We start from the raw sequence: 21,042 nt of genomic DNA on the forward strand, positions 1-21,042 counted from the left end.
GAAATAGCTTTAATCTTAAAAGGGGAGGGCCCTACAAGTCGGCTGGAAAATTCTGATCCAGAAAATGATAGACGCTATCAAAATGGTCGAACACCTCGAAGTGTCCACCATCAATGGCTACGTGATGGTAGGGGTAGGGAAAGTTGTTTTTGGCCAGTCGCTCCATAGCGGCAAGGCTCATCGGAGTAGAGGGCCACTGTTCATCGTTTTTGGCGGAGAGTAAGAAAATGGAGCCTTTGATATCCTCTACCCTGATCGCGGCTTTTTCAACGGCCTCCGTATCCTTCAGCATAATGCTGAAAGCAGATAAAAGGTCATGTTGTATCGCCGCTGGGACCGCTCCCCAGGTCATAGGGACAAAAGGAACTTCCTCGCCCTGATAGGTCCATGAAGAAGTGGACGCCATAAATGTATGTGCCGGAAATACACAGTGACTGGGAGCCATAGCCACCACACATGAGATATCCTCGAAATGGCTGGCCAAAAGCAGCGCCAATTCTGCACCTTTGGATACACCCAGCAGGGCAATTTTATTGCGGTCTATTTTGCGGTGGTTAGCAACTGAGAGGATGGCGTCATGGATGGCATCCAGGGAGATCCGATCCAGTGTACCGGGTGACTGGGCGGTGCCAAAGTAACCAACAGCCAAAAAGGCGTATCCTTTAGCAATGAGCTGCTCACGTTTATCCTTTACCCGGTCGCTCGTCCACCCGTTACCCCCATCACCACCACCAAAGGCAACAATCAGCGGTTGATGATCGCCATCACCTAAATAGAGTTGGGTGTCTACCCCGGAGCGATCGGTTGTGCCATCATTGCAAGCCATCAGGAGCACCAGGGAAAAGAAGATACTTACTACTTTCATCATTGTCATTTTTGAGTGAAAAATGATGCAAGCATAAGGAGTGAAGGGGTCGTCAGCGCCCCAACCTATAGGTTCGAACCTCTTTTACCCTTTTTCCTGAAGGCTGGAAGTGAGGGATTTGTAAAAGGCCGAAGGAGTTTGGTGGGTCATTTTTTTGAATACCGTATTGAATGAGGTCTTGGAGTTGAATCCTGAATCCAATGCCATAGCCAGTAAGGTGAGATGGCTGTTTTTGGGGGCTTCCATCTTTTTGATGACCTCTTTTATTCTGTAGCCATTCACAAAGTCGAAAAAGTTTTGCTGCTGAATGTTATTGAGCACCTGAGAAAGGTGATTAACAGAGATGTCCAGCATTTGTGCGAGTTCGGAAGCTTTCAATTCCCCATTCAGATAGGGCATCTTTTCTTCCATCAGCGTGAGGAGTTGAGCGTGGTAGATGGCAGCCTGAGCGTCAGATAACCCCGATCGTTGGTAAGAGCCGTTTTTCATTTGACCCTCAGTTGTCAGATCCAATGCCGGATTAGCAAAAACAGTAGTTTGTCGGAAGCCATAGTACCCTACTATGAACAGGAATAGCACCGTGGCACCTTGCATCATGATTGGGAGCAGATCAGTAGAGATCCACCCACCTCCGAGCGAAAGCATGCTGGCGGGAATGAGAAAGAGTGAAATGATCAGACAAAGGTAGAATAGAAGGTATAGCCACCTCAACCGAATGCGGCTCAGATCGGACTCCGTTTGCAGAAGCCTTTGTTTGTATTTTTTCAGTAAGAAGTAAAACCAGACAAGGAACACAGGCTCGATGAGCAGGAAAAGAATGACAAAGAACAGCCATGATATGGCGAGCTGCCCGTCGACGAACAATAGCCCACTTTTGATGGACAAGTCAGCCTGATCAAACACGAGGAAATAGAAATACATGAAGTGAATCACGTAAGCCGCAAATGGCGAAAAGAGTATAGCACTTAGTTTCGGCGTTAACCTCCTGGAGGTGGTAAGCACGTACACATAAGCAAAAAACAATGGGGCATTGAGCAGGTAGAGTCCTTTGCCTAGTAGCATGAAAGGGCTGGCCTGGAGAAAGCTTAGGGTCTCCAGATAAAAATATACCTGCCAGAAAGTAGCAAAACCAAGATAGAGAATCAGGTGCTTGTCAGGTGCCTGTTTGTTTTTCTTGCTAAGGGTTACGGCCAGGAGAAGTACCGAGAGCACTATGCCTGCTACAATGAGATACTCCACTCGATTAGGGTTTTGTCACGGCATGCAAGTTATGACAAAAGTGACCATAAAGCCAATGCGAAAATGTCCTGAAACTGAGCTTCAGGCCTGGCTGTTGCTATCATGGTAACCTCAGGCTACTGATACCAAAACCTTGATTGTTATCATAGATGGATTGTTCTCTCCACATTGATTTGGGTTAAGAAACTTTCATCATGAGACACTACGATCAGTGTCCCTTGATACACATTGATGGCAGCCGTTAATATTTCTATGTTTTGAATGTCCAGGTTGTTGGTGGGCTCATCCAGGATGATGAGATCTGGTGACTGACTGTTGATGGTCATGCAGCAAAGCATCAGTCGCATGCGTTCTCCGCCGCTGAGCGCCATGCACGGCTTGTCCCAGTCTTCACGGGTGAACAGAAACCTGTTGAGCCTGATCTTAATTTCATGCTCCAGTAGGGCCGAGGTGTTTGATTGCTGAGCTTGTTCGTACACACTCAGCGTATTGTTTATCAGCGAGTAGTCCTGATCAATGTAAACAGAATGATTTCTGGCTATTCGGATCGTTCCCTGCTGAGGGGCCAGCCATCCTAAAATGAGTTTGATTAAAGTGGTTTTCCCTGAGCCATTGGCACCTTTCAGTGCTATTCGTTCACCGCTGGTGATCTGAATGCTCAGGTTTTCATTCCAAAGCCATTGAGCTTGGTAACTAAAATTGATGTTTTCAGCCGTGAGTAAGACTTTTCCGATGTGCAGGGCCGAATCATTCAACCCGAATTTCATCTGACCTATGTCAAACTGCTGCGATCGCAATTCATGGAGTTGCTCAGCTATTCCACCAATTTTTTCTGCGTGGATACTCTTTGCCTTGGAAGTACTTTTCTCCGCATTATTTTTCATGGTATTCATCATGATGCGGGCAACTCCTGCCTTTTCCTGTTTCTTTTTTCCTCTGGCATCAGATTTCTCCTTTCGTTCCAGGGTTTCGCGCTCTTTCTCTTTGGCTTTGCGCAAAGCCTTTTCTTTCCCGTGAATGTCCTGATCGAGGGCATCACGTTCTATCTGTTTTTGCTTGGCATAGAAGTCATAATTTCCACCATAGACCATTATTCCACGTGCGTTGAGCTCGTAGGTAGCATCCAAAAGGTTCAATAACGTCCGGTCGTGACTCACCACCACCAGCGTGCAGTTAGTGAATTCAATGAATTCATAGAGCAATTTCCGCCCGGACATGTCCAGGTGATTGCTGGGCTCATCCAGGAGCACGAGTTCTGGTTGATGAATGGAGATTCCGGCCAGCAGGACTTTAGTTTTTTGTCCACCACTTAAAGTCTCCATCTTTTGCCTCAAATCCAGGTGTGGAAGTTGCCAATGACTGAGGGCTTCCATACATCGGTCTTCCAGGGTCCAGTCGTCGGCAAGTTTTTCAAAATGGGAATCTGCGGTGTTGCCATTCAGAATTTCATGTAGGGCCTTGAGCTTTTCATCTACCTGCAAGGCTTCGGCAATGGTTAGATGATTGTACTGGCCAAAAATCTGTGGAACATAGTAAGGAGGTGCTTCTGTTTTGAGCTGCCCTTCCGATGGCTCCAGTTCATGTGCGATGAGTTTCAGAAGGGTTGATTTTCCGGCACCATTGTTACCGATTAAAGCTACTTTTTCCTGTCGGTTAACGGCAAGATGGATGCCATCAAATAGCAGATCATTGTTGGGGTGTAAATAGGAGATGTTTTGTAAGACAAGCATGATTTCTTTCGATAAAAAATGGAAAAATCAGCCCGGTGCCACTTGGTGGCAGGCTGTTTTACAGTTGAAAGAAATTAGTTAATCACACTATTAAGGTCCAGATTTAGGATTATGTGGGCAAAGATAAGAATGTTCTCTTGAATATTGATTTACAGAAATGAAATTAAGATTATTCTACCGCAATTTGGTTTAGCTCATTTCTTATTGATTCGATAAGGGTGACCGGATGTGAAGTGTAAAACGGTGCCCAATCAGGCTGCTCACTTAACTGTTGATAGAGCAGAGAAAGTGCCAGGCCTTCATCTTGTGACCACCAGGTTTTCTGCCTTCTGGTGGCTTTGATGGCTATTTTAAGATCCACACTCCCTCCTTTACAGCGGGGATGTGTGAGCCAGCTCACAATCATGTATTGTCCTGTACCTTCCATGGTGAGAAAAATATCATCCAGCTCCACCAATGTGGAATCTAACGAACTCATGAACTTCTGGCGTTGGTCGTACATGTCCAATGCCTGCCTTGATAATTTCAGTCTATCTGTGGTATTTCTGGCAATTGCCGCTTGATAGAAAAGCTCCACTTCCTTTTTGAAGGCACTCACATACCTGGAGTCACCAGAAAAATACTCCTGAATGAGATCATCGCTGACCTCATATCGGAAGTTGCCATTTTGCTCCAGAAAGGAGACCCGTTCACCTAATCCATTCATTTGCCTGGCGTGAGAAAATTCATGAAGAAATACACCTGTCAGCATTTTTTCTAACCCAACCTCCTCACTGTCTATACCTGCAGTTTTCCAGAAATCGGGTGCGGCCATCACGAAAAAGGGTGCCGAGCCGGGGGAAGAAGATGGGGCGGCAAAAGTCATGAGTTGGACAGGTACGTGCTGGCCATCGGGAATGGTCAGGGTGTCATGGTGTTCCTGCATCCACCAATCCAACTTCGTCCCAAAAAAAGAGGGTCCATTAAATGATACTCCATCTGGAGCGCTTACCTGAGAGGTGGTGTAAACATACTTTTGATCGTAGAAAAGCATGGCGGGGGCGGCAGCCTCTGGTAATTGGAGTACCTCTGTGGAGATGAGCTCCCACGCAGATAGCCAGTCTTCGAGCCAGCTAATCGCCGGAGCGGCGGTGTCTGCTTTAGAGGTTTGAGGTCCTGCTTTCTTGGGATTGCTGCAGGCCACCAGTGTGTGAATGGCTAGGAAAAGGATAATTACTCTCATGGTCTTCTCGTTGGTAAAAGCAATTCACCTCCAGGTTTGGATAATGAATTTTCTGTTATACGCCCATGAAGGGTTGAAGGTCAAAAAAGGTGAAATACCCACCTGAAAAACTGACAAGCGGGTATTTACAGTGATTAGTTAAACCAAAGGCTCCTGCTGACTGAGACAATGGAAGCTTCCTAAGCCCCAAACGATATCAGTGGAGTCTATGCCGATCACTTCCCGATCGGTAAAGACGGTCTTCAGAATTTCAAGCGCCAAAGGATCATTCTTCTGATCGCGATAGGTGGGCACCACTACACAACTATTGGCAATGTAGAAGTTGGCGTAAGAGGCCGGCAAACGCTGATCTTCATAAACCACCGGTTTAGGCATGGGCAGTTCCACCACGTTGAGAGGGGAGCCATCCGGCATTTTGAAAGTTTTGAGTAGCTCCAGGTTTTCCTGAAGTGGTGCATGGTTCTCATCTGCGGTGTTGGGCTCTACCACAGTTACCACAGTGTTGTCATTGACAAACCGTGTGATATCGTCCACATGGCCATCGGTATCATCACCTACTATGCCGTCACCAATCCACCAGATTTCATGAGCTCCGTAGTAATCCTTCAGATAAGTCTCTATTTGACCTTGATTCAGGTGGGGGTTTCTGTTTTTGTTGAGCAGACAAGCAGTAGTGGTGAGGATGATGCCCTGATTGTTAAAATCTACAGAGCCACCTTCCATGACAATGCCCGGGTTAAAAGTTTCAAGTCCCAGCTTTCCGGCCACCAATCCGGGAATTTGATTGTCCAGATCATAAGGAGGGTATTTTTCGCCCCAGGCGTTGTACCCCCAGTTGATCACCGCTTTTTCACCTTCTTTGATGACGAAAGCCGGCCCATGATCACGACACCAGGCGTCATTGGTCGGATGGTGATAGAAAGCGATGTTGCTCAGGTCAGCGCCCACCTCAGTGAGGTATGTACGCGCTTGTTTTTCCATTTTATCATTTGCCACATTGATGCACACCTGTTCGCCAGTGGCTACTGCTTTAATAAATTCACAGTAAGGCTGGTAGATCGTTTTGATCTTGCCGGGCCATGAGTTTTCGTTGTGCGGCCAGCTCAGCCAGGTAGCTCGGTGTGGGTACCACTCTGCAGGAAAGCGGAATCCCTGTTCGCGGGGAGTTGATGCCATCATTCGTCTATAAATCGCTTTTCAATAGGAGAGTAAGCATCGATACGGCGATCCCTCAGGAATGGCCAATGAATGCGATAGCTATCGGAGCGATTCATGTCTATGGGAACCACTTCTGTGACTTCTTCCAGATGTGGGGCTTTGTATTCCAGCCAGCCAAAGGCGTTGGTCACATAAGATCCACCCCAAAACTGCATGTCGCCCTCCACACCGGTGCGGTTTACCCCGATCACCGGGATGCCATTGGCCACCGCATGCGACTGCTGGATGGTCTGCCAGGCATTGTGCTGCTCCTGATTGGTGCGCTCATCCTGGCTGTTATGCCAGCCGATAGCCGTAGGGTAGAAGAGCATCTCGGCGCCCATGAGCGCCGTAATTCTGGCGGCTTCCGGGTACCACTGGTCCCAGCAGATCAGTACGCCTATTTTGGCAAATTTGGTTTCAAACACCTTGAATCCCAGGTCGCCGGGGGTGAAATAGAATTTCTCAAAATAACCCGGATCATCAGGAATGTGCATTTTCCTGTACTTGCCCAGATAAGTGCCATCTGCGTCTATGACGGCAGCTGTGTTGTGATAAAGGCCTTGTGCTCTTTTCTCAAAAAGAGAGGCTACAATGACCACCCCCAGGCGTTTGGCGAGTGCACAAAAGATATCCGTGGTGGGGCCAGGTATGGCTTCTGCCAGGTTGAAGTTATCATAGTCTTCCACATCGCAGAAATAGAGTGACCCGAAGAGCTCCTGCAGGCACACGATCTGTGCTCCTTTGGCAGCCGCATCTTCTATTCCTTTGATGGCTTTTTGGAGATTTTGATCCCGATCTCCGCTACAGGCGTTTTGTACGAGCCCAATATTGACGATTCTTTCTTTTGGCATATTGAATGAACTGGTTAACCCGGGACGAAGTTCGGAAAATTTGCTCGTGACAAAAAACGATCGCTTCCCTTTTCATTCATTGATAACCTCCAGTGTCCATTTTTTTTGCAAAGAAAATTTTCTTTTGAGACCACCCACCAGGTATCCTGTTACACCCATGCCCATGCCCACGGCCATCATGGCGTAGGCTGAGGAAGGGGAAAGGTATTCCTGATAAGTGACGGCAAAAGGAAGGTAGATTAATCCGGCGGTAGCAGGTAGGGCTCCAGCGCCTGATATGAGTATCCCGGCGGCTTTCACAGGCCAGGGCCTTTTCACCGAGGCGGTAATAAAAAGTATTTCATGAATTAATATCGTATCCTTTTCTATGATCAGACTGCTGTCGCTGAGAATAACCGGGGAAACCTCCCGATACTTTTTCCCGGAAGTGAGGCCTACTTTCATTGACTTTGGAATCAACACCAGTCGTTGCTGCTTTCCATCGGTTCTGATCACAGCAAGTGATCTTGGGGCTGGTTCTTTTTTCTGGGCCGTTACCCACCAGGGAAAACAAAGAGCAGTAAGAAAGAGCAGTACAGGCAATTGATGCCTTTGAAAAATCGACGATACACGAGTCATAATGCAGTCGCTTAAAATTGCTCTAAGATAACGTTTAATTCATCTGCAACCACGCTGAAGGGGTACGTTTTGTTCAGGATAGGGGCCCTTTTGGCTATGAATGACGGGCGATGATAACAGGTATCGGGTTGATTACCTAAACTTACCGTCAACGTTAACGAGTAATTAAAAAATCATGTTGAACAGTACTTTGAATTCTGCCATTTATATCCTCGGAGGAACCCTTTTGGTGATGGGCTGTCAGCCGGTAAAGGAAAAAAATACCACCAGTGATGCTGCGCTTTCCGACACAACTGCTTTGCCAGTAGGTATTTCTGAGCCATTGGTCACCGACCTTTATACCGCTGACCCTTCGGCGCATGTATTTGATGGCAAAATCTATATTTACCCGTCGCACGATATCGAATCCGGAATTCCGGAAGACGACTTGGGAAGTCACTTTGATATGAAAGATTATCATGTGTACTCCATGGAGTCTGTGGATGGCCCTGTAATAGATAATGGTGTGGCGCTGGATATCAAGGATGTGCCCTGGGCTGGCAGGCAAATGTGGGCGCCGGATGCTGCCTCTAAGGATGGTAAGTATTATCTGTACTTTCCCGTGAAAGATAAGAATGATGTATTCGGGATTGGTGTTGCTGTGAGCGATACTCCTACAGGGCCATTTCAGGCAGAGCCTGCTCCAATTGAGGGTAGCTTTAGCATAGATCCTGCGGTATTTCAGGATGAAGATGGGACCTTTTACATGTACTTTGGAGGAATCTGGGGTGGTCAGCTTCAAAAATGGCGCACAGGCACTTACGATCCTGAGGGGGAACTTCCCGGCAAGGATGAGCCTGCGCTATTGCCAAAGATTGCCAGGCTGGCTGATGATATGAAGAGCTTTGCGGAAGCCCCACGGGATGTGCAAATTCTGGATGCAGAGGGAAATCTGTTTTTAGAAGGCAATAATGAGCAAAGGTTTTTTGAAGCTGCCTGGGTACACAAGTATAACGGTAAGTATTACTTTTCCTACTCCACCGGAGATACCCACAATATTGCATATGCCATTGGAGATAATCCCTATGGGCCGTTCACCTATCAGGGTTTGGTGCTCAAGCCTGTGCTGGGCTGGACTAACCACCATTCTATCGTGGAGTTTCAGGGTAAGTGGTACCTTTTTTATCATGATAGTAGCCTTTCAGGTGGCCGTACTTTCCTGAGAAGCATCAAAATGACCGAGCTTACTTACAACGAAGATGGTACTATTCAAACCATCGATGCCTACGTGCAGTAATGACATCAAGTGCTTTCCCTGAAGGATGGATCTTTTCGGGGAAGCGCTGTATTGAAAATCAAACCATCTTCCGACCCAGCCGCAGGAATATAGGGAAGGTGATCTTTTGCTCTGTTCCCCAGAGAGGCTCAATGGCCCTGTCCAGATCATTTACCGGATCAGATCCATTTTGATCAATGAATTTTTTCACTGCAGACCAGGTTCTGAGGTAGCCCAGAAAATGGGCTCGGGACCAGGTGAAGACACACTCGAAGGCTGGTGTGGCTATTTCTTTAAATGGAAATGGAATGGTCTGGTACTTTTCGTCGAGGTATTTCCGTTCCGGATCCCAGTAAGGTCCAATCACTTCATAGTAGAACTGGCGAATGATCGGGTCAATGTCCGGCGAAACGGAGTGTAGGCCATACCCAATTACGGCAATGATACCGTTGGTTTTTAAAGTCCTGTTCGCCTCCAGATAGAAACGATCAAAGTCAAACCAGTGAATGGCCTGGCCTATGGTGACTAGGTCAAAATGCTGATCGGGAAAGGTCGTTTGCTCTGCAGGCTGGGCGGAGTAGTAAATATTTGGGTGCGGATACGCTTCGGACAGCTGAGCAGCGCTGATGTCGGTAGCCTGTACTTCACCAAAGTGCCTCGACAGGTGTCGGGCCACCTGACCATTGCCGGTAGCACAGTCCCATGCACAGTTATGATGTGCCGCCTGAGTGCTGATGAATTCATACAGACTATCAGGATAAGTCGGGCGAAACTTTGCATAGCGATCTGAACCGGATGAAAAAAGGTCTTTCATCAGGAGGGGGTAGGAAGGCCACACTGAGCGAAGATATCCTGAATTTCCGGCTCAATAGGAAGGGAGCGAAGCGGAGGGATATTTGATCCTCCGGTGTTACCTACGGGAATTTTTCCAACAAAAGATTTGACTCCACCTATCAGCAGGCGTGGAATTTGCCCGATGACCTCTTTGGTGCTTTTGATCTGGATACCAAATAACAGCATTTTCCAGTGAACCAGACTATGTGCATAGGGGTAGGCCTGCCCAATGACATGAGCCCGTTCGAGGTGTCTCCAGGCACTCTGAAGGTTATTCATCTGGTGTTGCTGGCGATAAGCCTCGAGTTCCGCGGCAAAATAAGGCCTCAACGGCGTGGGCATGGACGTATTAAAGATCATTTCGGAGCGCTGTTAAGTTCAATGGAATTTCCAATTAAAAATAACAAAGCTCCGTTAGAATCCGCAATAAAGTGAAGTTGGAAATTATCTCTTTTTCCCGCCACCTTTTCGGCCGCCGCCTCCACGTCCACCACCGCCCCGGTAAGGTTTTGGGCTATAGGATGGTCCTTCGCCAATGTGCGGCGGGATTTTGGCCTTAGGCACAGGTTTGCCCAATAGCTGTTCGATGGATTGGAATTTGGACTGCTCTTTTTCATTCACAAAAGTGAATGCTGCACCCGTGGATGCAGCCCTGGCTGTCCGTCCTATGCGGTGGATGTAGTCCTCACCGTCGTTGGGCACGTCATAGTTGATCACTATGTCTATGTCCTCTACATCGATACCCCTTGAAAGGATGTCCGTGGCGACCAGTATTTTGAGTTTTCGGCTTTTGAACTGGTTGAGTACCTGCTCACGGGATTTCTGCTCCAGATCCGAGTGGATTTCCTCTACTGAAAGGTTGGCCTTTTTGAGTTCTTTGGTGAGTCTCTTGGTGTTGTCTTTGGTAGAGCAAAATACGATTACACTTCTGAGCCAGTCTGGTTTTAAGATGTGCTTGACCAATTCGATTTTCTGACCATCGTACACGATGAATGCCGCCTGCACAATCTTCTCATTAGGCTTCGAGATGGCAATGCTTATTTCTTCAGGGTCTTTGAGGATGTTTTTGGCCAGCTGTCTGATCTTCGTAGGCATGGTAGCAGAAAACAGCAGGGTCTGCCTTTCTTTAGGCAGGTAACCGATGATCTTGGTGATGTCCTCGTTGAACCCCATATCCAGCATCCGGTCGGCCTCATCCAGGATGAGGTAGTCCAGCTGTGATACCTTCACATAGTTCATGTTCAGGTGCGCAATGAGCCTTCCCGGTGTACCAATGATGATATCGGCACCCTCCGAAAGTGCTTTCTTTTCCCGATCAAAAGACTGACCGTCACCACCACCATATACAGCGAGTGAACTCACAGAAGTGTAGTAGGAGAGTCCTTCCAGTTGCTGATCTATCTGCACGGCAAGCTCACGCGTAGGAACGATCACGAGTGCTTTGATGTGCCCATCGTCTTTGGCCTCTGTAAGGATCTTGTGAATGATAGGCAGGAGGAAGGCAGCGGTTTTTCCGGTCCCGGTCTGCGCTGCGGCAATGAGGTCTTTTCCTTCTAATATTTTGGGGATGGTAGCCTCCTGAACAGGAGTGGTGTTTTCAAATCCAATGGCCTCAATTCCTTCGAGGAGTTTTGGATCCAGATTTAATTCTGAAAATTTCAAAATGATGTATTATTTAATTATTCGACGAAGATAAAGCAATTAAATGGTATTAACAGACTCCTGTTTGGCTGCATTTCCATTGGTTGTTTCACAGTGGGTGACTGATGTATATGAAATGGCATCTAAGCGACCCTGACCCAGATTGTGATGATGAATGTGAAGTTTATTTCCTACCCGATTGATGTGGTGATGTAGTATTGATGTGGTGATAAAATTTTAATAAACAAGCTCACATTTTTCGAGGGGTTGGTGTCGGCTACCATCACCGATATGGCCGGGCGCCAATTGATTTATCAGGCTTCTTTTGAGCATTCGATAGATATAAGTCAGCTATCTGGGGGCATATATCTTTTGGAGCTGAAGGCGAATGGCTTTTGGGCGAAACAAAAGTTTATGAAGTAGAAATCTTTACTATTACCAAATAAAAAGGGGTTGAAAAATGGAGGATTACCTCATTTTTCAACCCCTCATTTTTTTTACTGAATTTTTAGAGCCCTAATACCTCTACGCCCTGTTCAAAAACAATGTCTACGGGAATGTCCTGAGCTTCCAGTTTGGAGAGGTCGGTCTGCAACGCAGCACCGATGGTTCCTTTTTCTTTCACAAGGGCATCTACTCCTGCATAGTCTCCATTACCCTGCAGGGTGAGAATAAGCTCAGAGAGTGCGTCCATGGCTTCTTTCATTTTGGCGAAATCCACTCGATAGGTGCCGTCCTCATTTTGAGCGAATGCACCATATTCATTGAAGAAATTGAAACGGATCATGTTGGCTTTGCCATGCGCACTGGCCGCTCCAAATCTCACCGAACGGAAAATCCCGGCCATGAAAGTGGTGTAGTAATCTTCTATCTGTCCTTCCAGCTCGCCTTTCTCGTGAAGCTGGGTGATCATGTAAAGGCCGAGTATATCTGCTTTACCCTCTTCCAGTGCTGATCCGTGCTCCTGCAAAGCCGCGCGGACTGTACCTTTTCCATTGATGGTGTTTTTGATGCCCAGCCCGTGTGCCACTTCATGAAACATGGTGTTGGCAAAGAAGGCATCGAACGTGATGTATTGCTGCTGATCTGGTGTGATCAACACTTTAGAAATGGGTAGCAGAATCTCGTCGAATTTGGCACGCATGGCGTTTTTGAGTTGGAGCCTTCTGGAGCCTTTGGCCAGTTGTACCTGCTCATCGTTGGGGAGGTTGATGGCGATGGTCTTAGAGCCGGAGTTACAGTCACCGGCGTAGTAGACCACATCATAAGCATTGAGGTCTGCATCACTGCCTGGTTCTTCAGCTTTGTATGCATCCGGTACCGGAAGTCCGCGCTGAAGCTCCGGCAGAAAAGCCGCATATTTTGAGAGTCGGTCGCTCCACGTCCTGTCTTTGATGAGTACGTAAGCCTCGTGTGCAGCTTTATAATTGTACAGGGCATCCTCATAGTTTTCGATGGGGCCAATCACTATATCAATGCCGTTTGTTTTCATGTCCATCCAGGCCATATCAGACGGCTGATAGTCATCAGTAAGCAACGCTTCTGCTCGATGTTTGAGGTAGGCTTTAAGGCCGGAATCCTCCGCCAGGTCAGCACATTCCAGCAGCAGAGCAGATACTCGCTGTACTTCCTCGCTAAACATTTCGTAGTACGGAATGGCAATAAGTTGCCCGTTTTCATCCCGCCTGATAAAGGTGTAAAGGCTGGCTTTGCCTTCCAGGTCTGCGGCTTCAAACTCCTCTTTGGTCATGTCAGTAGGGTAGAAGTTGGCTCCCGGAGGTTTGGTGCCCACCCCGTCGATGAATGGCTTGTTGTTGTCCAGTCGATCCCAGGGGCCGTAGTTGATCTTTACATAAGCTCTAGTGGCTTCATCCTCAATGGTGCTGAGGAGAGAATCCTTCTGACCATAGGCTTCATACCAAAAGAGGCCATCCATGATCTGGGCCGCTTCTATGAGTTTGGGGATCATCTTTTTTTCCTTTTCGCTCAGCGATGTGAGGTCAGCCGTGAGCCGGACTTTCTTATAGTCCTCTAGTTTAGCTTTCATGATTTCATTGGGTGCTTCGTCGGTGCTTTGCGCTTGTTTTTGGGGTCCACAGCCGAACAGGCTGATCACCAAGGCAACGACTAAAAATCGGGATACTTGTTTCATATTTCTTCCAGGTTGTTTATCTGAAATGGAAAGTTATAAAACCTTGATCAAATGAAGGGTGATAAAGGTCAGGCAGGTATTTAGAAGATTTCTTTTGCGAATGACTGGGGTAATTTAGGGCCGTCATTCACGCAGGCGCGAATCACATTTTGAGAAAAAGTGCTATTGGATTTTGATCCATTCGGAGGTGTCAAATTTTAATTGCCATACAAGTTGAAGAAGTATTCAGTATCCCTGATGTCTTGCAGCCCCAAAATCCAACAGACCTCAGAGAGGTCGGAGAAGTCCAATCCACCAGCAGCAACTGCCTCATTATTGTATCTCCCTTCCTTTCCATTGTATTGATTTGACAAGTCTGTGGAAAGCTGCCATATTTCAAACAGGTCAGGATCTTTGATTTCTTCCTTCCAATTGGTGAAATCAGGATCACGAAACCCGGATGTGCCATTACCTACAGCATTACCATCCGGTATTTTCTGATAATGAGCGTTTTCCTTGACAAATTGAAGACGCTCTGGACTGGTGGAGTTTTCATTCCAATCGCTATGCTGAACCACATGGATACGCTGTGTTGTGTTTATTTGAGGTAAATCCTTTTGAATGGCTTTGATAAGTAGCGCGGTGAAATCCGATTGACCTGCCTCTGCAATCCATATATCACCTTGTCGATTGAGTGTTGCTTGCACGATGAGCTTCACTTTTTCTACCGCAGCTTCACTTTTATCGTGTGCGTCTGTCCAATTGTTTCCAAACGCCAGCTGAAATAAGTCATTTGGTGGGACATACAACCCTTCCTGAATACCATATGTGCCTGCGATGGCATGATAATTTAAGGTGGAGAAATTACTGTCTGTTAGTAAAGTGGCAAGGGCCGCCACCGTGTGAAGGTCATCTACATCCGTTTTGCAATCAAATTGAACTAAAAGCAGGTCATTTTTTGGATTGAATTCTCCCGACTGTGAGTTCTTTTGACCAAAGCTGGTTGTGAAGGACAAAAATGTGGCCGCTAATGCCAGGAATATGAGTGTTTTTGAATTCATTTTTTCGTGCAAGTTTTGAGATAACCTCTCTAGGTTTTTCTGGATTTGACTTCTGATACAAGCAGTGCTTCAAGATGATCCCCCAAAATAGGGGAATAAAGATAGAAGTCAAACTTCATTGAAATTTCCTGTGAAGATCTTTAGGTGGGTTATCAGTTCTTTTGAAGGCGTCATCCTCCGGAGGTTTGGGTTCATGAATTTTTCTTCTCTACATAACAGGTCAACAAAACAGCCCAACTACTCCCGCTTGGGCCACCCAAAATAGAGGCTCAGCAAGCCAAGGGGTAAAAAAAGGACCACCAGGTAACGAGCATGATTGACGAGCGCAAAGTTAGCCGGATCGGCAGGGTCGTAATAAAGGCGGGCATGGTCTGCATCGCGACCTTCGGTGATCGTGTTTTCCACATCCACCTCTACATGGTAGACAGTGCCTAGCGAGTCGGTATAGTCCATGAGGTAATAATTAATCGGAGTGGATGTGGTATCCAGCCGATAGCCAGTGATGACCGCCTCTGTCTCCACCCAATAAAGCTGTTGATAAATATAGCTAGCGGGTAGGTAGTAGCCCAACCAGACCAGCCCCAGACCCGGCACCAGAAACCAAAGCTGATACAAATGAAATTGCCTCATGTGATGAATTTAGATCAACCTGAGTGAATTAGCAATAGGTTCATTTCTGAGATGGGTCTTTTCTCCGAAATCGGTCAGTCTTATGAATCTCATTTCGAAAATGATTGCTGGGATCTTGAGCCGCCATTCCTGGGTAGTGTGATCTCATCTGCTTTGTCTTACCCTTCGACGGAGCTCAGGCTGACAAAGCACCAGTTCCTCCGAAACAACTGATTTTATCATCAGCCATTCCGGATTTGCGAAAAATACCCCAAATAGGGTAGACCTTTCTTTTGTAACTTTTGTTACCATCCTCGGGTGGGTTTGCGTATCTTTATCGATCAGTCAAAGAAGTCATAAGCATCAATGGAATCAATCATTACAGAAATACGAAACGGCTATGCGGGCTATGCGGGCTACCTCTGGCAAGAAATCACACACCCCACCTGGCACAATTACTTCTACTGGTTGCTCGGGGTGTCTGCATTTTTCTTTGCACTGGAACTCTTGAAGCCCTGGCGTGTAGATCAGGCAAAGTTTCGGAAGGATTTCTGGTTGGACTTCTTCTACATGTTTTTCAATTTCTTTCTGTTTTCCCTCATCATCTACAATGCCGCCTCCAATGTGGTGGTACACCTCTTCAATGACCTGCTGGGACTGCTGGGTATTACCAATCTGGTGGCTTTTGAAGTGATGAGCTGGCCCGTATGGGGCCATCTGCTGCTCGGCTTTGTGGTGCGCGATTTTGTGCAGTGGTGGATTCACCGCCTGCTGCATGCGAGTCCGCGGCTGTGGGAGTTTCACAAGGTGCACCATAGTGTGGCTGAGATGGGTTTTGCTGCCCACCTGAGATACCACTGGATGGAAAACGTGGTGTATCGCACCATTGAGTACATCCCGCTGGCACTCATCGGGATTGGTTTGCGCGATTTTTTTATCATCCATATTTTCACCCTGGCCGTTGGTCATTTCAATCATTCCAATTTCAAACTGAACCTCGGACCTTTGAAGTATATTTTCAATAACCCACAGATGCACATCTGGCATCATGCCTATCACTTGCCTGCAGAACGTCGATTAGGCGTTAATTTTGGATTGACGCTGAGTGTTTGGGATTATCTCTTTGGTACCGACTACATTCCCCACGATGGGCGCGATATCCAGCTGGGCTTTCCTGGTGTGGAGGAGTTTCCTGCCGACTTTATAGGGCAAAATACCCATGGATTTTCTGGTAAGGTGACCAGTCCGGGCGATAAAAAGCCTGACTGATCCCCGGTAGATTTTTTACCTTTAGGCAAACACAAAGACCATGGAGAACGAACTGATTCCGAAGGAGGCCTACGCCGAAATAGAGCAAATGATCACCAGCGCTGAGAGCGTGGTGGGTATAGATGCTAAAAAGACCCATATTATTATCATACACAAGCTGATGGAAATAGAGAAGCGATTGAAAGCCCTCGAGAATAAATAAGTGAAATCACAATGAGCAACGAGACAGAAGATCTGGTACATCAGATTCTTGGCAGATCAGAGATAGAGCCTCAATTGGCCGAAGAGATCTTATCCATCGGTCGATTGAAGAAAGTGAAGGCAGGTGGGGTAGTCATAAGCCCTGATAGTACGGGCAATGAAATGCCCATCGTACTGGAAGGTTTGCTGAAGGTAATGCGTCAGGATCAGACGGGCGGCGAAGTTTTTCTCTACTTCCTGGAGGGTGGGGAGACATGCGCCATGTCCATTACCTGCTGTATAGAAGGCAAAAAGAAGGCCTTTCATGTGGTGGCAGAGGAGGATTCTGTGCTTTGGATGATCCCTATGGCGTACATAGACAGCTGGGTGGTGAAGTACAAATCATTCAGGAAGTTTGTCTTTGATGCATATCAAACCCGTTTCGATGAGATGCTGAACACCATCGATAGTGTGGTCTTTCTAAAAATGGATCAAAGACTTTATAAATACCTACTTGACAAGAAACAGGCTTCAGGAACCTTCGTGATCAACAAGACGCATGAGCAAATCGCCAATGAGCTGAATACCTCCCGGGTGGTGGTCTCGCGGCTCCTGAAGCAGCTGGAGCGCGAAGGGAAGATAGAGCAATACCGCAACCGTATAGAAATCATGTAACTTGGAGTGTGACAATTGTTACACCGGAGGGTCAGGGAGTTTGATACTTTTGGGGCTTCAAAAAGGTAAGCAATGAAATTGATACACCAGATACTGCCCATCACGGCCTGGCTGCCTCAGTACAAAAAGACTCAGCTGAATGGCGACTTGTTTGCCGGTCTCACGGTTGGGATTATGCTGATTCCACAGGGGATGGCTTATGCGCTGATTGCGGGACTGCCCCCTGTTTATGGCTTGTATGCCTCCATCGTTCCGCAGCTCATCTATGCTTTGTTTGGTACTTCGCGGCAGCTTTCCGTGGCTCCTGTGGCCATGGACTCACTACTGGTAGCGGCCGGGGTATCAGTGCTGGCCACCGAGGGTACCGATTCCTACATTGGGTTTGCCATTCTTTTGGCGTTTTTTATGGGGGCCTTCCAGTTATTGCTGGGTGTACTGCGCCTGGGATTCATCACCAACCTGCTTTCAAAGCCAGTGATCAGCGGATTTACCTCCGCTGCGGCGCTCATTATCGGCCTCAATCAGTTGAAATACCTCATGGGGGTAGATCTGGTGAAAAGTAATAAGGTACATGAAATCCTCTGGGATGCTGTGCAAAGTATCAACCAGACACATTTGATGACGCTGGCCATAGGGATTGTGGGGATTGTCATCATCAAAGGAGTGAAGCGGATTCATTCCAGCATTCCCGGAGCCTTGATTGCGGTGATATTCGGTACGGCCTTGGTCTATTTTATGCAGCTGGAGTCTGCCGGTGTGAGCATAGTAAAAACCATACCCGATGGTTTGCCCTCTTTCAAATTGCCAGACCTCTCTTTGGGTCAGCTGGGTGAACTCATTCCGCTGGCACTCACCATCTCCGTGGTAGCCTTTATGGAGGCCTTTTCTGTGGCCAAGGCCATAGAAGCCAAGAAACGAAATTATAAAGTACAACCCAATCAGGAACTGGTGGCGCTTGGTGCGGCTAACTTAATAGGGTCGCTGTTTCAGTCTTTTCCGGTGACTGGTGGTTTTTCCCGATCGGCAGTCAACTACCAGTCCGGGGCACATACACCACTTTCGTCTGTGATCAGTGCAGTAGTGGTTTCTCTTACCCTCATCTTTCTCACACCACTGTTTTATTTCCTGCCCAAAGCCATTCTTGCTTCGGTGATTATGGTGGCGGTAGCCGGATTGATCGATTGGGCCTATGCCCGGCGACTGTGGAAAGACAGTCGGGTAGAATTCGCCCTCCTGATTGCTACCTTTTTGATCACCCTCAATTTTAGTATGGTGCCTGGCATCGTCAGCGGTATCGTATTGTCTATCCTGGTGCTTCTGTACAGGTCGGCATATCCGCATATCGCCAGACTGGGCAGGGTGCGGGGACATCACGAGTTTAGGAATATCAAACGATTCAAGGACCTGGAGCAGTGGGAGCACGTCCTCATTTTGCGCTTAGATGCGCCGCTTACTTTCATCAATATTCAGTACTTTAAGGAATATATTGAGAATGCCGTAGATGATGCCCAGGGTCGGATAGAAACGCTTATATTAGATGCTGGCCCGCTCAGCTATCTGGACGCCACGGCCACCAGCGGGCTGAAGGATTTGTTGGACTTTTTGCATGAAAAAAAGATAGAGTTTCTGATCTGTGACCTGATTGGCCCTGTGAGGGATACCATGAAAAGGACAGGCTTGAATGAGGTTCTACATAAGGAAAATGTGTTTTTTGATCTGAACGAGGCAGTGAAATTTGCCACTACCCACAAGCAGGGGGACTACAAAGATTATGCGCTGCAGTCGGACTTAAAAGACTAAAGACATGGAGGAACGGGAAATGATACTAAGAGATCACCTGGCCCTGGATCGCACCAAGCTGGCCAATCAACGGACGTTATTGGCTTTCGTAAGGACCAGCCTTTATCTGGTGGTATCGGGGATTGCCGTGATCAAGGTTGATTTTTTGGACAAAATCCGCTTTTTGGGCTTTATCCTTGTAGGGATTAGCCTGATTGTATTGATCCTGGGGATTTGGAATTATTTCCATTTCAGGAAAAAGATGATGAATCAATATCGGCAGGAATGAGTTGTATACAGAGCTACTTTGGGTGTGTAACCATTGTTACATCAGGATCGTGGAGTAGTTCGTAAGTTTGTAAAAGAATTCGCATTAAAACCTAAAAATAACAATGAAGGTAGAACAGATTTATACAGGATGTCTCGCTCAGGGAGCTTATTATATAGAAAGTAATGGAGAAGCGGCGATCATCGATCCGTTGAGAGAGTCAGAGCCTTATATCCTGAAAGCCGAGAAGGAAGGAGCTAAGATCAAATATATTTTTGAGACCCACTTTCATGCTGACTTTGTGTCGGGACATGTGGATCTGGCTGCTAAGACCGGTGCCACCATTGTATATGGGCCCAATGCCAAAACGGAGTATGACATTCACGAAGCTACTGACGGTGAGCTGTTTCAGATTGGAAAAATCGAGATAAAAGTATTGCACACTCCAGGACATACCATGGAGAGTACCACCTATCTACTGATAGATGAGGCCGGGATGGAACATGCTATTTTCAGTGGAGATACACTTTTCATTGGCGATGTGGGACGGCCCGATCTGGCTCAGAAAGGCACATTGACTCAGGATGACCTGGCGGGTTATTTATATGATAGCCTACGAACCAAGATCATAACCTTACCTGATGAGGTGATCGTGTACCCGGCACATGGAGCAGGCTCGGCCTGTGGCAAAAACATGAGCAAGGAAACGACCGACCTGCTGGGCAACCAGAAGAAAACCAACTATGCACTCAGGGCGGATATGACCAAAGAGGAATTTATCAAAGAAGTGACCGATGGTTTGCTGCCGCCACCACAGTACTTTGCGCAAAACGTGGCCATGAATAAGTCTGGTGCCAAAGGAATGGATGAGATCCTTGAAAAAGGAAATGTGCCTTTGGATGTAGAAACGTTTGAGGCAGTAGCTAATCACGAAGGAGCTTTGGTCTTGGATACCCGCTCTCCCGGAGAGTTTGCTGCTGACCATGTACCCAACTCCATCTTTATTGGTATTGATGGCAGTTTTGCGCCGTGGGTAGGAGCGTTGATCCCTGATTTGGAACAACCCATTGTATTCATAGCGCCCGAAGGCCGTGAGGAGGAGATCGTAACACGACTTTCCAGAGTGGGGTATGACAATACCCTGGGTTATCTGAGCGGAGGGATAGCCGCATGGAAAGCTGCTGGAAAAGATACCGAGCAGGTCACTACTATTCCAGCGCATCAATTCGCAGGTGCTTACAAGGAAGGTGGCCTGAATGTGATGGATGTGCGAAAACCATCAGAATTTGAAGCTGAGCATGTGGAAGACGCGATGAACTTGCCACTGGATTTTATCAGTGAAAACATGGATCAGGTGGACAAGAAGAAGCAATACCACATTCATTGTGCGGGAGGTTATCGCTCTATGATTGCAGCTTCGATATTGAAATCCCGGGGATTTGACAATATTGTGGATGTGGCCGGAGGTTTCAAGGCCATCTCCGAAACGGATATACCTACTACCAATTATGTATGTCCTTCTACTTTGAAGTGATTGATTGTTCTAATAGATAGTTTGATTTAAGAGGTGCTGATTGTTAAAGTCAGCACCTTTTTGTTTTTCTATGAAGCAGGG

21 protein-coding genes are annotated in these 21,042 nt (G+C 47.1%); 8 read left to right on the forward strand and 13 right to left on the reverse strand.

The features are described 5' to 3' along the window. Positions 1-31: 31 nt before the first annotated feature. The 7 genes from ACHKAR_RS04405 to ACHKAR_RS04435 form a co-directional block, all read right to left on the reverse strand. Positions 32-868: an acyl-CoA thioester hydrolase/BAAT C-terminal domain-containing protein gene (locus ACHKAR_RS04405; protein ID WP_395416341.1), complete on the reverse strand. Its 837-nt coding sequence runs from the start codon at positions 866-868 to the stop codon at positions 32-34. 81 nt (positions 869-949) lie between these two features. After that, positions 950-2,104, reverse strand: coding sequence for a helix-turn-helix domain-containing protein (locus ACHKAR_RS04410; RefSeq protein WP_395416342.1), 1,155 nt, complete (start codon positions 2,102-2,104; stop codon positions 950-952). A 143-nt stretch (positions 2,105-2,247) separates the two neighbouring features. After that, entirely contained in the window at positions 2,248-3,834 is a 1,587-nt protein-coding gene (abc-f, locus tag ACHKAR_RS04415) for a ribosomal protection-like ABC-F family protein (RefSeq protein WP_395416343.1), read from the reverse strand. A gap of 169 nt (positions 3,835-4,003) precedes the next feature. Beyond that, positions 4,004-5,056: a hypothetical protein gene (locus ACHKAR_RS04420; protein WP_395416344.1), complete on the reverse strand. Its 1,053-nt coding sequence runs from the start codon at positions 5,054-5,056 to the stop codon at positions 4,004-4,006. A 138-nt stretch (positions 5,057-5,194) separates the two neighbouring features. Further along, a complete protein-coding gene (locus tag ACHKAR_RS04425; protein WP_395416345.1) occupies positions 5,195-6,235 on the reverse strand; it encodes an agmatine deiminase family protein in 1,041 nt (346 codons plus the stop codon). Beyond that, positions 6,232-7,107, reverse strand: a complete 876-nt coding sequence (locus ACHKAR_RS04430) for a carbon-nitrogen hydrolase (protein ID WP_159578896.1) — start codon at positions 7,105-7,107, stop codon at positions 6,232-6,234. The genes ACHKAR_RS04425 and ACHKAR_RS04430 overlap by 4 nt, the downstream gene beginning before the upstream one ends. Before the next feature lie 72 nt (positions 7,108-7,179). Then, on the reverse strand, positions 7,180-7,725 hold the full coding sequence (locus ACHKAR_RS04435) for a hypothetical protein (RefSeq protein ID WP_395416346.1): 546 nt from the start codon (positions 7,723-7,725) through the stop codon (positions 7,180-7,182). Between the two features lie 175 nt (positions 7,726-7,900). Between ACHKAR_RS04435 and ACHKAR_RS04440 the strand changes: the two genes are divergently transcribed. Beyond that, the gene (locus ACHKAR_RS04440; protein ID WP_395416347.1) at positions 7,901-9,001 is read left to right on the forward strand and encodes a glycoside hydrolase family 43 protein; all 1,101 of its coding nucleotides are present in this window, start codon (positions 7,901-7,903) and stop codon (positions 8,999-9,001) included. Between the two features lie 58 nt (positions 9,002-9,059). On the opposite strand, the gene ACHKAR_RS04445 is transcribed toward ACHKAR_RS04440, so the two are convergent. From ACHKAR_RS04445 to ACHKAR_RS04455, 3 genes are all read right to left on the reverse strand, one after another. Beyond that, complete coding sequence (locus ACHKAR_RS04445) at positions 9,060-9,794, reverse strand: class I SAM-dependent methyltransferase (protein ID WP_395416348.1); 735 nt, start codon at positions 9,792-9,794, stop codon at positions 9,060-9,062. Next, positions 9,794-10,174, reverse strand: a complete 381-nt coding sequence (locus ACHKAR_RS04450) for a DUF3703 domain-containing protein (RefSeq protein ID WP_159578904.1) — start codon at positions 10,172-10,174, stop codon at positions 9,794-9,796. Before ACHKAR_RS04450 ends, ACHKAR_RS04445 begins: the two co-directional genes overlap by 1 nt. Before the next feature lie 84 nt (positions 10,175-10,258). Further along, complete coding sequence (locus ACHKAR_RS04455; protein ID WP_159578906.1) at positions 10,259-11,476, reverse strand: DEAD/DEAH box helicase; 1,218 nt, start codon at positions 11,474-11,476, stop codon at positions 10,259-10,261. 249 nt (positions 11,477-11,725) lie between these two features. Between ACHKAR_RS04455 and ACHKAR_RS04460 the strand changes: the two genes are divergently transcribed. Beyond that, positions 11,726-11,878, forward strand: a complete 153-nt coding sequence (locus ACHKAR_RS04460) for a T9SS type A sorting domain-containing protein (protein WP_395416349.1) — start codon at positions 11,726-11,728, stop codon at positions 11,876-11,878. A gap of 85 nt (positions 11,879-11,963) precedes the next feature. Here the strand turns inward: ACHKAR_RS04460 and ACHKAR_RS04465 are convergent, their stop codons facing one another. From ACHKAR_RS04465 to ACHKAR_RS04475, 3 genes are all read right to left on the reverse strand, one after another. Then, positions 11,964-13,607, reverse strand: coding sequence for a dipeptidyl-peptidase 3 family protein (locus tag ACHKAR_RS04465; protein ID WP_395416350.1), 1,644 nt, complete (start codon positions 13,605-13,607; stop codon positions 11,964-11,966). A 197-nt stretch (positions 13,608-13,804) separates the two neighbouring features. Next, positions 13,805-14,647, reverse strand: coding sequence for a hypothetical protein (locus ACHKAR_RS04470; protein ID WP_395416351.1), 843 nt, complete (start codon positions 14,645-14,647; stop codon positions 13,805-13,807). 237 nt (positions 14,648-14,884) lie between these two features. Next, entirely contained in the window at positions 14,885-15,277 is a 393-nt protein-coding gene (locus ACHKAR_RS04475) for a DUF3592 domain-containing protein (protein ID WP_395416352.1), read from the reverse strand. Positions 15,278-15,622: 345 nt separating this feature from the next. On the opposite strand from ACHKAR_RS04475, the gene ACHKAR_RS04480 reads away from it, so the two are divergent. The 6 genes from ACHKAR_RS04480 to ACHKAR_RS04505 all read left to right on the forward strand — a co-directional run bounded on the left by ACHKAR_RS04480 (position 15,623) and on the right by ACHKAR_RS04505 (position 20,961). Next, on the forward strand, positions 15,623-16,525 hold the full coding sequence (locus ACHKAR_RS04480) for a sterol desaturase family protein (RefSeq protein ID WP_395416353.1): 903 nt from the start codon (positions 15,623-15,625) through the stop codon (positions 16,523-16,525). A gap of 40 nt (positions 16,526-16,565) precedes the next feature. Beyond that, the gene (locus tag ACHKAR_RS04485; RefSeq protein ID WP_159578930.1) at positions 16,566-16,727 is read left to right on the forward strand and encodes a hypothetical protein; all 162 of its coding nucleotides are present in this window, start codon (positions 16,566-16,568) and stop codon (positions 16,725-16,727) included. Positions 16,728-16,738: 11 nt separating this feature from the next. Next, positions 16,739-17,380: a Crp/Fnr family transcriptional regulator gene (locus ACHKAR_RS04490; RefSeq protein WP_395416354.1), complete on the forward strand. Its 642-nt coding sequence runs from the start codon at positions 16,739-16,741 to the stop codon at positions 17,378-17,380. A 72-nt stretch (positions 17,381-17,452) separates the two neighbouring features. Beyond that, on the forward strand, positions 17,453-19,180 hold the full coding sequence (locus tag ACHKAR_RS04495; protein WP_395416355.1) for a SulP family inorganic anion transporter: 1,728 nt from the start codon (positions 17,453-17,455) through the stop codon (positions 19,178-19,180). A gap of 4 nt (positions 19,181-19,184) precedes the next feature. Beyond that, positions 19,185-19,448, forward strand: coding sequence for a YidH family protein (locus ACHKAR_RS04500; RefSeq protein WP_395416356.1), 264 nt, complete (start codon positions 19,185-19,187; stop codon positions 19,446-19,448). 103 nt (positions 19,449-19,551) lie between these two features. After that, complete coding sequence (locus tag ACHKAR_RS04505) at positions 19,552-20,961, forward strand: MBL fold metallo-hydrolase (protein ID WP_395416357.1); 1,410 nt, start codon at positions 19,552-19,554, stop codon at positions 20,959-20,961. The last annotated feature ends 81 nt before the right edge of the window (positions 20,962-21,042 follow it).

The sequence above is a fragment of the Marinoscillum luteum genome (genome assembly GCF_044005705.1).
GTDB lineage: Bacteria > Bacteroidota > Bacteroidia > Cytophagales > Cyclobacteriaceae > Marinoscillum > Marinoscillum luteum.

Coding starts and splice junctions, on each gene's coding strand:
- ACHKAR_RS04500 (WP_395416356.1), top strand. CDS start 19,185: ATGGAGGAACGGGAAATGATACTAAGAGATCACCTGGCCCTGGATCGC.
- ACHKAR_RS04450 (WP_159578904.1), bottom strand. CDS start 10,174: ATGATCTTTAATACGTCCATGCCCACGCCGTTGAGGCCTTATTTTGCC.
- ACHKAR_RS04485 (WP_159578930.1), top strand. CDS start 16,566: ATGGAGAACGAACTGATTCCGAAGGAGGCCTACGCCGAAATAGAGCAA.
- ACHKAR_RS04495 (WP_395416355.1), top strand. CDS start 17,453: ATGAAATTGATACACCAGATACTGCCCATCACGGCCTGGCTGCCTCAG.
- ACHKAR_RS04405 (WP_395416341.1), bottom strand. CDS start 868: ATGATGAAAGTAGTAAGTATCTTCTTTTCCCTGGTGCTCCTGATGGCT.
- ACHKAR_RS04445 (WP_395416348.1), bottom strand. CDS start 9,794: ATGAAAGACCTTTTTTCATCCGGTTCAGATCGCTATGCAAAGTTTCGC.
- ACHKAR_RS04505 (WP_395416357.1), top strand. CDS start 19,552: ATGAAGGTAGAACAGATTTATACAGGATGTCTCGCTCAGGGAGCTTAT.
- ACHKAR_RS04465 (WP_395416350.1), bottom strand. CDS start 13,607: ATGAAACAAGTATCCCGATTTTTAGTCGTTGCCTTGGTGATCAGCCTG.
- ACHKAR_RS04490 (WP_395416354.1), top strand. CDS start 16,739: ATGAGCAACGAGACAGAAGATCTGGTACATCAGATTCTTGGCAGATCA.
- ACHKAR_RS04425 (WP_395416345.1), bottom strand. CDS start 6,235: ATGATGGCATCAACTCCCCGCGAACAGGGATTCCGCTTTCCTGCAGAG.
- ACHKAR_RS04440 (WP_395416347.1), top strand. CDS start 7,901: ATGTTGAACAGTACTTTGAATTCTGCCATTTATATCCTCGGAGGAACC.
- ACHKAR_RS04470 (WP_395416351.1), bottom strand. CDS start 14,647: ATGAATTCAAAAACACTCATATTCCTGGCATTAGCGGCCACATTTTTG.
- ACHKAR_RS04475 (WP_395416352.1), bottom strand. CDS start 15,277: ATGAGGCAATTTCATTTGTATCAGCTTTGGTTTCTGGTGCCGGGTCTG.
- ACHKAR_RS04480 (WP_395416353.1), top strand. CDS start 15,623: ATGGAATCAATCATTACAGAAATACGAAACGGCTATGCGGGCTATGCG.
- ACHKAR_RS04420 (WP_395416344.1), bottom strand. CDS start 5,056: ATGAGAGTAATTATCCTTTTCCTAGCCATTCACACACTGGTGGCCTGC.
- abc-f (WP_395416343.1), bottom strand. CDS start 3,834: ATGCTTGTCTTACAAAACATCTCCTATTTACACCCCAACAATGATCTG.
- ACHKAR_RS04430 (WP_159578896.1), bottom strand. CDS start 7,107: ATGCCAAAAGAAAGAATCGTCAATATTGGGCTCGTACAAAACGCCTGT.
- ACHKAR_RS04435 (WP_395416346.1), bottom strand. CDS start 7,725: ATGACTCGTGTATCGTCGATTTTTCAAAGGCATCAATTGCCTGTACTG.